The organism is Chromobacterium sp. LK11, from assembly GCF_001043705.1.
Classification (GTDB): domain Bacteria; phylum Pseudomonadota; class Gammaproteobacteria; order Burkholderiales; family Chromobacteriaceae; genus Chromobacterium; species Chromobacterium alkanivorans.
This window is the reverse complement of sequence record NZ_LDUR01000003.1, coordinates 1-13,082: the sequence shown is the minus strand read 5'-3', so window position 1 is coordinate 13,082 and position 13,082 is coordinate 1. Positions and strand designations below refer to the sequence as shown.

Here is a 13,082-nt window from a genome sequence, read left to right as displayed (position 1 = left end):
GCCGGCGTCTATTATTTGTCGATCGACAAACAATTGACGGTGACACATGAAAACACTCAAGGGACCCAGCCTGCATCTGGCTCAATTCGGCGCGGACCACGCCCCCTTCAACAGCCTGGACGGCATCGCCGGCTGGGCGGCGCGCACCGGCTTCAAGGCCTTGCAGGTTCCGGCCTGGGACAGCCGCTTCATCGACGTGGAGCTGGCCGCCGCCAGCCAGGATTATTGCGATGAGATCCAGGGCACGCTGGCCGCGCACGGTCTGCGGATCAGCGAACTGAGCACGCACATCTTCGGGCAACTGGTGGCCGTGCACCCGGCCTACGACGCGATGTGCGACAACTTCGCGCCGCCGGAGCTGCGCGGCAAGCCGGAGGCGCGCACCGCCTGGGCGCTGCAGCGCCTGCGGATGGCGGCCCAGGCCTCGCGGCGGCTGGGGCTGAGCGAGATGGGCACCTTTTCCGGCTCCTTCGTCTGGCCGTATCTGTTCCCGTTTCCGCAGCGGCCGGAAGGCTTGATCGAAACCGCCTTCGAGGAACTGGCGCGGCGCTGGTTGCCCATCCTCGACGCCTGCGACGAACACGGCGTCAACCTGTGCTACGAAATCCACCCCAGCGAAGACCTGCACGACGGCGCCAGCTTCGAACGCTTTTACGAGCAAGTGGGCGGGCACGCGCGCTGCAAGATGCTGTTCGACCCCAGCCACCTGGTGCTGCAACAACTGGACTACCTCGCCTTCCTGGACATCTATCACCAGCACATCCGCATGTTCCATGTGAAGGACGCCGAATTCCGCCCCAACGGCCGGCAAGGCATTTACGGCGGCTACAGCGGCTGGACAGAGCGCGCCGGGCGCTTCCGTTCGCTGGGCGACGGCCAGGTGGACTTCAAGGCGATCTTCTCCAAGCTGGCGCAGTACGACTACGAGGGCTGGGCCACGCTGGAGTGGGAATGCTGCCTCAAGGACCAGGAAGACGGCGCGCGCGAGGGCGTCGACTTCATCAACCGCCACATCATCCACGTGACCGAACGCGTTTTCGACGACTTCGCCGGCGCCGCGGTCGATCAAGCGCAGATCCGCGCGATGCTGGGCATCGCCTGACTTCCATCCACTTTTCACTGCGAGACTACAGATGTCGGCACTTCCTCTTATCGATACCGAACCCGATTTCACTCACGACTATGTGCGGCTGGACGGCCAGCGCGTCCACGTGGTCACCGCCGGCGCGGGCCGCCCGGTGCTGCTGATCCCCGGCTGGCCGCAAACCTGGTTCGCCTGGCGCCACGTGATGCGCGCGCTGGCCGCGCGCGGCTTCCAGGCCATCGCCGTCGACCCGCCGGGCACCGGGGTGTCCAGCCGGCCGGACAGCGGCTACGACACCGGCGCCGTCGCCGCCGCCTTGCATCAGGTGATGCTGCGGCTCGGCCACGCCCGCTATCAGGTGGTGGGCCACGATGTGGGCATGTGGCTGGCCTACGCGCTGGCCAGCGACCACCCCGGCGTGGTCAGCCGGCTGGCGCTGACCGAGGCGGTGATCCCCGGCCTGGCGCCGGCGCCGTCTATCTTCGCGCCGCCGGAGGAGAACATCTTTCTGTGGCACTTCATGTTCAACCAGCTGGCCGACTTGCCGGAAACGCTGATCGCCGGGCGCGAGCGCGCCTACCTGGACTTCATGTTCCAGCACTGGTCGTGGCGGCGCGACCGGGTGGCGGCGGAGGTGTATATCGACGCCTACTCGTCGCCGGGCGGCTTGCGCGGCGGCTTCGCCTATTACCGGGCCATCCCGGAAACCATGCGGCAGAACCAGCGGCGCGCGCAAAGCAAGCTGACCATGCCGGTGCTCGCCATCGGCGCCGAGCACGCCACCGGCAACGCGCCGCTGGACACCATGCGCGGCCACGCCGACGACTTGCGCGGCGTGGTGATCCCGGATTGCGGCCATTTCATCATGGAGGAGGCGGCCGAGGAGTTCATTGCCGAACTGCTGCCCTTCCTGGAAAGCGAGGACTGAGCATGCCCTTGGACATCAAGATCCGGCAGTGGCTGGAACAGGCGGCGGCGGGCGACGCCGCCGCGCCGGCGGACATGGCGCAGCTGCGCGCCGACACCGACGCCGGGCTGCGCCAACTGCACGGCCCGCTGGAACCCGTTGCGCGGGTGGAAGTGTTTCAGGCGACGGCGCGGGACGGCCATCCGCTGCGCATCGTCGGCTATTGGCCCGAGGCCAGCGCGGCGCGCGAGGCGGCGCAGCCGGCGCTGCTGTTCGCCCACGGCGGCGGCTGGTGCCTGGGCTCGGCCGAGGTCTACGACAACCCCTGCCGCGCGCTGGCCAAGGCCACCGGCTGCGTGGTGCTGTCCGTCGATTACCGGCTGGCGCCCGAGCACCGCTACCCGACGCCGTTGCACGATGTGTACGACGCCCTGTGCTGGGCCTTCGAACACGCGCGGCGCCTCGGCCTGGATCCCGCCCGGCTGGGCGTGGCCGGGGACAGCGCCGGCGGCAATCTCGCCGCCGCCGCCTGCCTGCTGGCGCGCGAACACGGCGGCCCGTCCATCGCCCATCAATTGCTGATCTACCCGGCCTTGAACCACAGGATGGACAGCGCCAGCTACCAGACCTACGGCAATGGCTATTACCTGACGCGGGAACTGATGAGCTTCTGCTACGCCACCTATCTGTCCGCCGAGGAAGAGGGGGAGTCGCCTCATGTCTCGCCGCTGCTTGCGCCCAGCCTGGACGGCCTGCCCGGCGCAACCATTCTGGCGGCGGAGTTCGACCCGCTGCGCGGCGAGGCGGAGGACTACGGCGCGCGGCTGCGCCAGGCCGGGGTGGCGGCGACGGTGCATCAGCTGGACGGCATGGTCCACAGCTGCATCCACATGTTGGGGCTGACGCCGGCCGCCGGCGCGCTGTTCGACATCGCTGGCAGCGAGGTGAGGGCGGCGCTGGGTGTCGACGGCTGACTGCGTTTCAAGGGATGGCCAACTGCGTCAGCACCAGACCGGCTTGCAATGTCTGAAGGGCCCGCAGGTCCAGGTGTTGGAGTCGGTCAAGAACCAGCACGCCATCGAGCGGCTGGGCCTGTTGCATGAGCAGCGCAAGACCTTGATGCAGGTGCAAAGCGCGCTCAAGCGCGACGATGAAGCCGCCGAGTACGGCAAACGCCGCAACCCGGAAGACAGGCTACAAGCGATCACCAGCGGCTATTACGATGTGGGATCGGACGAGGGCAAGGCCACGCTGGCCAAGGCCGCCAAACAAATCATGGAGACCATAGACGCCGAGGGCGCGTGCATCCGTCGCGACGGCATAGGCGGGGTCTTGGCTGGAGCAACGCAGGAGGGGGAGGGCTTCTTGATGTACTGGGAATGGAAGTTGGGTACGGGGCTGCAGCGGGAGTGCTGGATCAAGTCTGAACTCCTATAGCTTAGGCATTTGCAATCATTGAATCTACCCAGCTTTCGTCGATGCTTTTGCAAAGCTGGTATGAACCACAAACTGGTCATCAACCCGTATTGCCCAACTGGCTGCTAAGGCTGACCAGCAGCCGATTGAGTGAGGACTCAGGCAGGTCATCGGCCTTAGCGGTCGGTCACTCCATTTGGTCAGATCGTCAGTTCAGGGGCGCATACCGGTCATCGGCCTTGCGTCGTAGCCAAAGGGCAGCTTTCAAGCTTGGGGAACGCTCACTTTCGACCCACAGCTGTGCATAAGGAATGCGGACGTTTTGTAGCGTTTGTTTACACTGTCAACTTGAAGAGAAGCTCAGAAACTGGTTCTAGTAAGTTGAGCGCGTCATGGCATAGATACGCCCGCTGCGTCCGTCGCCGAGAGGAGCAATCAGAGCATCAAGGTGTCAAGAAGGGGCAAGTAGCGTGGCTAGTGACTACCAGCTTGGTGACCAGGTATGGGGGGCGTCTGCAGTAACTCAGAACACCCTTCTTCCGAAACAGTAGAAGGGGCCAAAGCAGACGACCGAGTGACCGATGAAAATGGCCGCTTTCCCATAGGAAGCGGCCACAAATGTATCTAGTAGACTAGGGACGACTCAGCGCAGGGCTATACCTTAACCGTTAAAGGCTGGCCGCAAGACGTATCTTAGGTCCAGAATCACCGAAATTTTATGATGTCGGGCGCGCCCTCAATCTTCGTGAGGTCGCACTCGAGCTCGATGCCGGCCTTTGACAGCCAGACGCCTACGGTGAACCCGCCCCATGCCTGGATGCGTAGCCGGGCGCGGTTTCCGCGAAACGTCACTTTCAGTGCAGACGGGGAGAAGGTTGGGTGAAGAACGAACCAAGCGGAGTCGCCGAGCCCAATCTTGGCCGAGCGCTCGGCCTCTACCGTAAGGATGATCGTGACCCAGTCGCTGTCATTCGTCGGTTCGAATGCCGCCATCAGGCGAAAACCCTCTCGACTGTTCAGGCCACCAAACCTACCTCTATTGGGATCCTTGTCAGGTCCCGGTGCTCGGCCGAGTGCTGGCATCTGGGAAAAGCCATAATCCGGCGCGTCTGCCGACTGCTCGACGAAGGAGGAGATAACTGTGCCGTTATTCGGAAAGTGCCGAATAGTATCTTGGCCTCCTCCGATAATCACGATCTGACCAGCGCTCACCTGCCCTTCGAAAATGATCGAGGAGTCTCTCGACCGCAGCCTTCCAGACGAGTGCCGGTACGGTACAAGGACCTTGCGCTTCTTCAATGCATCCTGATCGCGTGCAAGCCACGTGAACGTCGGCCCCACACCGCGTTGCAGCGGAAGCTCGCGATGCCAGCGTCCATAAAGCCGGTTGAACCTAGCCACAACAGCCGGATCGATGCAAGTCTTGTTCGTCTTGAGATAATCAACAATACCTGCTGCCATCTCCGAGAAAAGCTGGTTGGTATAGCGGTAGTAGGGCGATCCCGCGACCTGCGCCTTGGCGAGACACGCAATGGCTTTAGCGATGGCTTCATCCTGAGCCTCTGGAGGTGAGTCGTGGGCAGCGAAAAGTGCCTGGCTGGCCCGAATAACATGTACGTCGTAAGCCCAGTTGGCCCGCTCACCCAGCTTGTCAGCCCATACTGGATCGATCGGCGGAAACACCTCGGGAAACCTGATCGCCAGGAGCCCCGCGAGAATGGCGGCCCAGGGATCTGCCTCGTCAGCGAGCAGGGCTGCCAGATCACTATTGCCAAGAATATTGTCACGAACCGCGGTCGCCTCAGAGGAAGCTCCGGCGTCCAACGCCCGCACGAGTGCCCGTAACTTTGGATCCACGGGCATGATGCCTAGTTCAAGATCGGAAGGAGCGAAGGGTGGCGCCGCTACCGTGATCTTCGTCCCGCCACGATAGAGAGGGAGAAGGCATCTTTCGACCCGTACCTGCTCAATGGCGGCAGATAGCCTGATCCGATGGCCTGCCCAGTGATCGCGGTGCAGGTCCGTCGGAATCTCGATTTCGAGCCGTCCGGAGAACAGCTCCATCTTTGATTGGCCTCGGAACGTATCGAAGGTCTCGCACCCGTGTTTTTCTTCCGACAGCCCGATGGAGATGCGCCTCCTCTCTTTGGAGACATCAACCTGCTGCGAACGTTTGGGGTCGATGATGTTCTCGTGGGCGATGCCTGAGAACGCCTCACTCTGATGTGGGGGCAGATTTAGTTTTTCGATGACGTTCAGGCTCACCGAATACGGCACTTCCGCAACCGTTTGCTGACTAGTCGTATCGAAGAAGCTTGTATTGCTGCCGGACGAAGCGAGTGCCGAAAAGGACGGCAGGACCACGTTGCTGGTCTTCCCCTCACGGATTTCGAAAACGACGGATTGGGGCGAGACGCCGGCAGGGCCGATTTCAGCATAATAGATGCCGGGCTTCAAATCATCGCGTTGAAAGGTGCGATTGTCGGGGGTCGCGACCCAATCGGCGATCGTTTGTCCCTCACCCTTAATCCGAACGGTTCCAACAGAAAGGTCACTCGGCGCTTCGAAATGCAGGCTCGTTTTCATGGTACTGACACCCACTGATCGAATAAGGGCTCCTTGGGCTGGAACAGCAGCGGATAGTGGTCGGTTCCCTTCACTGCGATGGCGTAGAGCGCATCGCGGCCAGGCGGAACCGTTGTGTACCACGCGCTCGGGTCGCCCGCATCTCTGTTCTTCAGCCATGGCGGTGTCGGATCATTCTTCTGGCTGATGACGAAGTTATAGTGGGACATCCGGTCCGGCGGGTCAGTCATGACGACGAGTGGCAGTTCGAACCCGTCGGGAAACACAATAGGAATCGGATCCGTTGGCGTGACGGCTGGGTAGGGCTCGAAGGGTTCGTTGTCCCCCCAGTGGCTGAAAAAGACGCGGCGCAGGGGTTTGAGATCACCAAGCAAGTCGCGACAGCTGACCCCCCATCCGCTCCTGGTCCACCGGGCAGACGAGCCGCTCAGCCCTTTCAGCACCGCCTGGGTAAAGCGCCCGAATTTGAGGTCGCTGCCCTCCTTGTCCACACCCTCGTAGGCCAGTTGACCTTCGGCGGCGGCACATAACAGCGACACTTGGTTGCGGCTTGCAGAAAATACGCTGGGCTCATCGAAGAAACGGCAATCCTGTGCCTTTCCAAGTTCAAACTCGGGCACATACTGACCACATGCATCAGAAAACAAAAAAGCGGCAGAGACGGATTGGCACTTTCTCAACGCAAACGCGAGTAAGCCCAAATTGATGTGCGTCCAGACATTAACCCGGTTTTGGTTCAGGTCTTCGAGAAACAAGACCGGCTGCTGGAGATGCGATGCGCCATGTCCGCAGCAGTAGAAGAAAGCGATGTTGCCAGGTTCTGCGACAACACGATCATACCACTGTAGACCTCTGGCCGAGACGTTGGCTTCGGTTGCTGTGTCGACCGGCCCTCGGGCCCATGAGTAGCGATGATTAGAATCTGTCGGATCTGAAATCAGTACGTCGAGGGTCGCGAGCGGAGCGGAGAGCCTGTCCTGGTTGTTGACTAGCCAATCGCACATGAGCTTGGCGCTGTCCGCCGCACTGGGGAGATCGGGAACCCTGCGAAGGTTTTCCTGAACTCCCATACCCGCTTTCGCGTACGGATACTTGCCCACACCGATAACGAAGGCATGAGTCTTGGGACCCTGGATGGGGCGATCGAAGAGCAATGTCATTGGCTAGGCCTCACAAAACCCCGAAGCCCTGGAGCCGCTTGCGAGAGTTGGCATAAAACTGCGGTCGCTGGAAGTATTTCGAATGCGCTTCCGTGATTCCCGTCACGGAGTTGAACGCGAGGTCGACCGCGTCCTTAAAGATCATATCCGTTCGAAAAGCCAGAGGATCGATTGGGTCGAAGACGTTGAGCCAATGTTTGACGCAGTCAGGCTTGCGGCGCGCCGAGCCACCCGGCAAATTGTGCGCGAGAAGGTCGAGAGCAGCGAAGAAGCCAGGCTGCGAACCAACAGTCAAAAGAGCGTCGATACTGACCCCATCCGGAAGTCCCGCAGAACCAGGATTTGTCAGCATGTCGACAAGAATAACGCCGCCCATACTGTGCCCGACGACCACGAGGGGACCCTTACCTGCCTTCGCCCCCTCATATGCGTTGGCGAGGGCCATCCCGACTTCGCTTCGGATTCTCTGGCGATACTCTCCATCCTTTAGGTAGGCGAATACGTCACCGATGAAAAGGCCGATGGCGGGACTAAGGCTTCCTCTGATAGCGCCAAAGCCAAGCGTTGACGCCAGGTTTTGCACGCGATCCGTGACAGCCGAAATGGCATCGCTGATCAGACTTCCGATGCCGTACGCTGCCGGTCCTCCGGCGCTTAGTTGACCCGCGATTGCATGAGGGCTGGCATCTCCGACGAACGCTGTCGCGGCACTGTCCGAGGCGATGAGTTCGGATGCTCTGCGGAACGCCTGAAGTTCCTCCGGCTGAAGCTCTCGTTTCTCGCGCACCGCCCGGTCTGCAATCTCCGAGCAAATAGCGTCAAGCGCCGCTATGGGGTCCTGCTTACCGACGGCGCCAATCGAAATATCGGATGCCCCCCCCGCCTGCCCGTTCCCGATAAGGCCGCCTCCAAGTCCTGGCATCGTGCCCACATTTAGGGCATAGGTTCCCACGCCCTTGTCGGTCTCGAAAACATCGTGTGGGATTGCGGGAACGAACTGGCCCCACATTGGCGAGTGGATCTCGACATCGACTCCGTTGAACAGCAATTCGCGAAATAGCTTGTCGCGGTTTGCAATTGTAGCCCGATACTCCGGCATGTCGCGCGTTGCGACACCATGAACAAACACCAGTTGTGCCATCTGCTGCTCCCAGAATGGTATCCGTGCATTTAGGGTGTACTCATAACTTGCAGCACTGACTCCACGGACAGTGATTCCTGTTTTTATCGATTAACAATAGACGCGCTTCCGACGACAGAGGGCGTGATGGGTCACGGAAAGTAAAATAACGCTCTAAGACACCCAACAGTATTTATACGAACAACGGTGTCCACTAACAATTGATATAGATGACAGAATTTATAGACCCCAACCGTTTGACATGCAAAAGCATTTGAATGTCAAAGTGCCCGTTGCCCCAGCCAATCAACCTTACAAGCAGCCCGATGTCTTTAAGACTAAGCCAATGGCAGCTACATGTTGCTAAGCTGGCGCCAATTGGACCAAGTGAATGGTAGCTGAGGGTCGGAAGCACGCGTTGTTGGAGCCAGGAAGCCGACGTTTGGCATCTGAAAATGGGATTGTCCGGTATGCGGCCTTGAGCGGACACTCAGAGCAGACATGACCGAGGACTGCTATGGCCAAGTTACGGCCGTGGCAAACGGAATTTCTGATCAAGCGTCTTGCAGTAGCCCACATAAAAATGCCCCAGCCGAAGCCAAGGCATAAGTATGATGATTAACAAATCATGAAGACTTATAGGTAAAAGCTCATACGGCAGTATGCCTGCTTTTACTCCATAGAGGCCCCATTATCGGGGCGCTCCTTGCCGGTGGCCCGGGCTACACCAGGCGGTTGATGCGGCCTAGGCCGTGGCTCAGGCGCTGATGCACCGGCTCCAACAGCGCCACTGCTTCATCGCTGTTGAACAGCAGCGGCTCGTCGCGGCGTTGCAGCAGGGTCAGGATGGCTTGCAGGCCGGTATGGGCGGCGCGCAGGTCCATCAAGCCCTGTAGCAGACAGGCATCCAGCTCCGCGCACTGTTGAGTCAGTTGCTGGCTCAGCTGAGACAAGATGGTTTGGTCCGGCTGAGCGTGGAGCAAGTCCTGATTCAGCTGTTTCAGCTGCTCTATCACGGGCAAGTGACTTTCCATTGCGATTCTCCTTCCACTTGGGCATGCACAATTACATTGGGGATAGGCTCTGGTATTCGTTTTGGGCGGCGGCGTTCAGGCGTTGCAACTGGGCCGAGTAGTCATCCAGCACCTCGATGGAGAGGCGAATCAGGAGATGGGGGTGAGAGGTGGTAGCGGTTCTGGCCTGGATCGCGGCCAGGGTGGGGCGTATGAGGGAGAAGCTAGTCAAAGCCAGCGTACAGGCCTCCATGGTTTGGGACAGCAGGCGCAGTTGCTCCTGGCGGAGGGCCGGGGGCGGTTTGGCAAAAGTCGAGGGGGAAACAGGAGTCATTGCGGTCTCCAAGTCAGCGTTGGAAACCTGTCCGGCGAGACTTGGACAGGCCAGTGACAAGGTTGGAAGACCGGGACTCGTAATCAAAGACCGGTAACTCGCAGGGAGTTCCCTGCCACGGCCTATCCGAATGGGCACAGCGTGGCAGCAGACGTGCTTGTGCCGAAGCCGACACAAGGAGTCTGCGATTACGAATTTCTGGGCTTCCAAACCCTGCGCGGCGTGATTGGGCGCCGCGCGAGACAAAGGGTACTGAGGCAGGGGTGGGGCGTCAAGCTGGTGCTTGGGGGCTAGTCCATCCGTTGGGGCGGTAGCCGTTACTGAGGAGATGGGAAGTCCATTTATGGGCTTCCCATTTCACTGTTCAGTTGGGCGGGCTTGCAGATTGTTGAGATGAGAGGCATGGCGAGCCGGAGTGTCGTTCTCAAGCCGCCGGTCGCCGTGATCGTTTGCGGCTACACACCTCTTTCATACCAGCCTTTGCTGGCGTTCACGATGCGAACGACCAGCAGCATGGCCGGCACTTCAATCAGCACGCCGACAACTGTGGCCAGCGCCGCTCCGGAATGAAAACCAAACAAGCTGATGGCGGCGGCCACCGCCAGCTCAAAGAAGTTGGACGCGCCAATCAAGGCTGACGGGCAGGCCACGCTATGCTTTTCTCCGACGAGCCGGTTGAGCCAGTAAGCCAGGGCGGAGTTGAAGAACACCTGGATCAGAATGGGCACCGCCAGCAGGGCAATGACCAGCGGCTGCTTCAATATCGCTGCGCCCTGGAAGGCGAACAGCAGGACCAAGGTGGCGAGCAGGGCGGCCATTGACCAGGGGCCGATCTTGGCCATGGCGGCATCGAAAGCGGCTTGACCCTTGGCCAGCAGCGCCTTGCGCCATAGCTGCGCCAAGATGACCGGAATCACGATGTAAAGCGCCACGGAAACCAGCAGGGTGTCCCACGGCACGGTGATGGCGGAAATGCCGAGCAGCAGGCCGACGAGCGGGGCGAAGGCCACGACCATGATGCTGTCGTTCAAGGCGACCTGCGACAGGGTGAACAAGGGGTCGCCATGGGTCAGCCGGCTCCACACGAAGACCATGGCGGTGCAGGGCGCGGCGGCCAGCAGGATCAGCCCGGCAATATAGCTGTCCAGTTGCTCCGCCGGGAGCATGGGGGCAAACAGGTGGCGGATGAAGAACCAGCCTAGAAAAGCCATGGAGAATGGCTTGACCAGCCAGTTCACCAGCAGGGTCACGCCGATGCCGCGAACATGCTGGCGAACTTCGTGCAGTGCGCCAAAATCGACTTTGACCAGCATGGGGATGATCATCACCCAAATCAGCAAGCCTACGGGCAGGTTGACCTGGGCGATTTCCAGTTTGCCGATGGCCTGGAACACCTGGGGCAGCGTTTGTCCCAGGGCGATTCCCGCGATGATGCACAGAAAAACCCAGAGGGTCAGATAGCGTTCAAACCGGCTCATGGCAGCCGGGCCGTCCTGGCCCAGGGCGGCGTTGCAAGGGGTGGACAAAACGGTTCTCCTTTTTCAAACCAGCGGGCAGGTCTTTGCCTCAGGGCAGCAGGGCGCCGATGCGATCCAGTTCCGTTTTCAGGCGCGCGCGGTCTTGTTGCAGCTCGGCCAGCGGCAGGGCCAGGAAGGCTTCGATGCGGGCGCGCAGAATGCGGTAGGCCGTCATGAAGGCGGCGTCGATGGCTTCGTCGGCGCCGGTGACATGGGCGGGGTCATCCACGCCCCAGTGGGTGCGCATCACCGGTCCCAGGTAGGCGGGGCAGGTCTCGCCGGCGGCGCCGGCGCAGACGGTGATCACGATGTCGGGCGTGGCCGGCAGTTGGTCCCAGGATTTGCTGTGGCAGCCCTCGCTGGCAATGCCTTCACGGCTCAAGAGCGCCAGCGAGCGCGGGTGTACTTGCCCGGTGGGTTGGCTGCCCGCGCTCATGGCCTGCCAGCCGGCCGGCGCCAGGTGGTTGAAGGTGGCTTCGCCCAGGATGGAGCGGCAAGAGTTTCCGGTACACAGAAATAGCACGTTCATGGGCTTAAGTTTCCGTTTCTGTCTTGGGCGGCGGGGGCGGGGCGGCTTCGGGGCAGCATGAGTCCGCGCGCAGGTCGGCGCATTGCTCCGGATGGCCGGCGCAGCACTCCTCGGTCAGATAGGCGATCAATTCCAGCATCAAGGCCAGATTGGCGCGATAGCGCTGGTAGCGTCCTTCTTGCTCCACCGAAATCAAGCCGGCGTGGGTCATGCCCTTGAGGTGAAAGGACGCGTTGTTGGCGGGAAGGTTGAGCGTGCTGGCGATTTGGCCAGCCACCATGCCTTCCAGTCCTTGCCTGACCAGCAGCCGGTAAATGTCGAGACGGATGCCGGACGACAGGGATTCGAAGACTTGGGTCGCGGTTTTCTTTTCCATTTGTCAACTATACAAGAACTATTGAAATAAAGTCCAGATCCATTATCATGGGCTGCATTCCGTTCACCTGGATGAGGCGACAACGCTTGCCTGGTCCTGGGTGATTGACTTGTCGCTTGCGCGTAGGAGGCCGCCATGTTCATCAACACCCCTGACTTGCCCAATGTTCAGGCCGATCTATTTGAGAGCCCATCGCACTCGCAGCTGTCGGCGGTGTCTCCATCCAGGCATGCGCCCCGATTTTTGCTGCTCTACGGCTCGCTGCGCGAGCGGTCTTACAGTCGTTTCCTCGCCGAGGAGGCCGGCCGTCTACTGGTCGCCATGGGGGCGGAGGTCAGGATGTTCGATCCCAAGGGTTTGCCATTGCCGGATGAGGCCCCGGACAGTCATCCCAAGGTGCTGGAGCTGCGCGAACTGGTTTTGTGGGCCGAAGGCATGGTGTGGTGCACTCCGGAACGACATGGCGCGATGACCGGCATCATGAAGACGCAAATTGACTGGATTCCTCTGTCTGTCGGCGCCGTGCGTCCCACTCAGGGCAAGACCTTGGCGGTGCTGGAGGTGTCCGGCGGTTCGCAGTCCTTCAATGCCGTCAACCAGCTGCGCATCTTGGGGCGCTGGATGAGGATGCTGACCATTCCAAACCAATCCTCGGTGCCCAAGGCTTTTCTCGAGTTCGACGAAGACGGCAGGATGAAGCCGTCCGCCTACTATGACCGGGTGGTGGACGTGATGGAGGAGCTGATGAAGTTCACGCTGCTGACCCGCGACGTGTCCCCCTATCTGACGGATCGCTACAGCGAGCGCAAGGAAAGCGCGGAGGCCTTATCCCTGCGGGTGAATCAACATAGTATTTAGAGCGGCTAACAAAACTCCTGATGCTGCGTTGCGCCGACTTGCCGTACTCAAGTACTGCCTGTGTCGGCGCGCCTTGCCTTAGAACCTGTTTACGATCTGCTGCGCGTCGGCGATACGGCGTTGAAACCAAGCTAAAAATGCTCATGTACCACGAGTACATTCCGCTTTTTCGCTAGTTTTCG

Annotated in this window: 13 protein-coding genes; 5 read left to right on the top strand and 8 right to left on the bottom strand. The window is 60.6% G+C overall.

Features of this window, described 5'->3' with window-relative positions:
• Positions 1 to 46 precede the first annotated feature (46 nt).
• From VK98_RS01470 to VK98_RS01455, 4 genes are read left to right on the top strand one after another with little or no spacing between them, the layout of a single operon-like run.
• Positions 47 to 1,102, top strand: a complete 1,056-nt coding sequence (locus VK98_RS01470; RefSeq protein WP_048412352.1) for a sugar phosphate isomerase/epimerase — start codon at positions 47 to 49, stop codon at positions 1,100 to 1,102.
• Positions 1,103 to 1,133: 31 nt separating this feature from the next.
• Positions 1,134 to 2,012 (top strand): alpha/beta fold hydrolase, encoded by an 879-nt coding sequence (locus VK98_RS01465; RefSeq protein ID WP_048412351.1) that lies wholly within the window; start codon positions 1,134 to 1,136, stop codon positions 2,010 to 2,012.
• A 2-nt stretch (positions 2,013 to 2,014) separates the two neighbouring features.
• Entirely contained in the window at positions 2,015 to 2,965 is a 951-nt protein-coding gene (locus tag VK98_RS01460; protein WP_048412350.1) for an alpha/beta hydrolase, read from the top strand.
• Positions 2,952 to 3,428 carry a hypothetical protein gene (locus VK98_RS01455; protein WP_156187728.1) on the top strand — a complete coding sequence of 159 codons (477 nt, stop codon included), beginning with the start codon at positions 2,952 to 2,954 and terminating at the stop codon, positions 3,426 to 3,428. The genes VK98_RS01460 and VK98_RS01455 overlap by 14 nt, the downstream gene beginning before the upstream one ends.
• A 684-nt stretch (positions 3,429 to 4,112) precedes the next feature.
• Here the strand turns inward: VK98_RS01455 and VK98_RS01450 are convergent.
• The 8 genes from VK98_RS01450 to VK98_RS01415 form a co-directional block, all read right to left on the bottom strand.
• On the bottom strand, positions 4,113 to 5,993 hold the full coding sequence (locus VK98_RS01450) for a pYEATS domain-containing protein (RefSeq protein WP_048412348.1): 1,881 nt from the start codon (positions 5,991 to 5,993) through the stop codon (positions 4,113 to 4,115).
• On the bottom strand, positions 5,990 to 7,153 hold the full coding sequence (locus tag VK98_RS01445) for a hypothetical protein (RefSeq protein ID WP_048412347.1): 1,164 nt from the start codon (positions 7,151 to 7,153) through the stop codon (positions 5,990 to 5,992). The genes VK98_RS01450 and VK98_RS01445 overlap by 4 nt, the downstream gene beginning before the upstream one ends.
• 10 nt (positions 7,154 to 7,163) lie before the next feature.
• Positions 7,164 to 8,294, bottom strand: a complete 1,131-nt coding sequence (locus tag VK98_RS01440) for a hypothetical protein (RefSeq protein WP_048412346.1) — start codon at positions 8,292 to 8,294, stop codon at positions 7,164 to 7,166.
• Positions 8,295 to 8,995: 701 nt separating this feature from the next.
• The gene (locus VK98_RS01435; RefSeq protein ID WP_048412345.1) at positions 8,996 to 9,307 is read right to left on the bottom strand and encodes a DUF1484 family protein; all 312 of its coding nucleotides are present in this window, start codon (positions 9,305 to 9,307) and stop codon (positions 8,996 to 8,998) included.
• Between the two features lie 31 nt (positions 9,308 to 9,338).
• Positions 9,339 to 9,620, bottom strand: a complete 282-nt coding sequence (locus VK98_RS01430) for a hypothetical protein (RefSeq protein ID WP_048412344.1) — start codon at positions 9,618 to 9,620, stop codon at positions 9,339 to 9,341.
• Positions 9,621 to 10,075: 455 nt separating this feature from the next.
• Positions 10,076 to 11,098 carry an ACR3 family arsenite efflux transporter gene (gene arsB, locus VK98_RS01425; RefSeq protein ID WP_048412425.1) on the bottom strand — a complete coding sequence of 341 codons (1,023 nt, stop codon included), beginning with the start codon at positions 11,096 to 11,098 and terminating at the stop codon, positions 10,076 to 10,078.
• An 88-nt stretch (positions 11,099 to 11,186) separates the two neighbouring features.
• Positions 11,187 to 11,666 (bottom strand): arsenate reductase ArsC, encoded by a 480-nt coding sequence (locus VK98_RS01420; protein ID WP_048412343.1) that lies wholly within the window; start codon positions 11,664 to 11,666, stop codon positions 11,187 to 11,189.
• A 4-nt stretch (positions 11,667 to 11,670) separates the two neighbouring features.
• A complete protein-coding gene (locus VK98_RS01415) occupies positions 11,671 to 12,042 on the bottom strand; it encodes a helix-turn-helix transcriptional regulator (RefSeq protein WP_048412342.1) in 372 nt (123 codons plus the stop codon).
• Positions 12,043 to 12,177: 135 nt separating this feature from the next.
• Here VK98_RS01415 and arsH point away from each other — a divergent pair, with 135 nt between their 5' ends.
• Entirely contained in the window at positions 12,178 to 12,900 is a 723-nt protein-coding gene (gene arsH, locus VK98_RS01410) for an arsenical resistance protein ArsH (protein ID WP_048412341.1), read from the top strand.
• Positions 12,901 to 13,082 lie beyond the last annotated feature (182 nt).